Origin of the sequence: Tomitella biformata AHU 1821, assembly GCF_000524475.1 — a bacterium.
Classification (GTDB): Bacteria; Actinomycetota; Actinomycetes; order Mycobacteriales; family Mycobacteriaceae; genus Tomitella; species Tomitella biformata.
Window position 1 is genome coordinate 1 of sequence record NZ_BAVQ01000077.1, and the last position, 530, is coordinate 530.

The following is a 530-nucleotide window of genomic DNA, read 5'->3' on the forward strand; positions in this document are numbered from 1 at the left end:
GAAGAGATTCCCTAATGATTGTCAAGACCCGTCTTGAACTGCGGTTTCGGGCATGACCGGCCGCCGTAGGAGCTCGGCGCTACGGCTTGGTCTCGTCGTCGATTCCGTGGTGGCGGAGGGTCAAGTTAGGCAACCAAACGTGCCCTCCTCTGCGCGGTGGTGTGGCTGCGGTGGCGTGCGCGGATCTGCTCGGGCACCGCGTAGCGCTCGCGGACTATCGACCGGGCCTGCGCGACGTCGATGACCACGCCGTCGTCGTCGCGGTACTGATACGGCTGGCAGCGGTCGACGACCACCCAGATGCGTTCGGCGAGTTTGCGGGCCACCGCGCAGACCGCCTTGTTGTGGTGCTGGCCCTGCTCGACCATGAGCCGGTGGTAGAACCGGGCCAACTGCGGGTCGGATCTGCGAGCCGCGTTCGCGGCGAGGAACACCGCCATCCGCAGCGCCGAGGGCCCTTCCTTGGTGATCGCCCGATGCTTGTGCTCCATCGTCCCGGAGGACCAGTTCGACGGGGTGAACCCGCAATA

The 530-nt window shown here is 66.0% G+C and carries 1 protein-coding gene; it reads right to left on the reverse strand.

Annotated features, from left to right (window positions below):
* Window positions 1-125: 125 nt before the first annotated feature.
* Window positions 126-530, reverse strand: a 405-nt coding sequence (locus tag TBIF_RS23970) for a transposase (RefSeq protein ID WP_148302332.1), incomplete at its 5' end; no start/stop codon positions are given.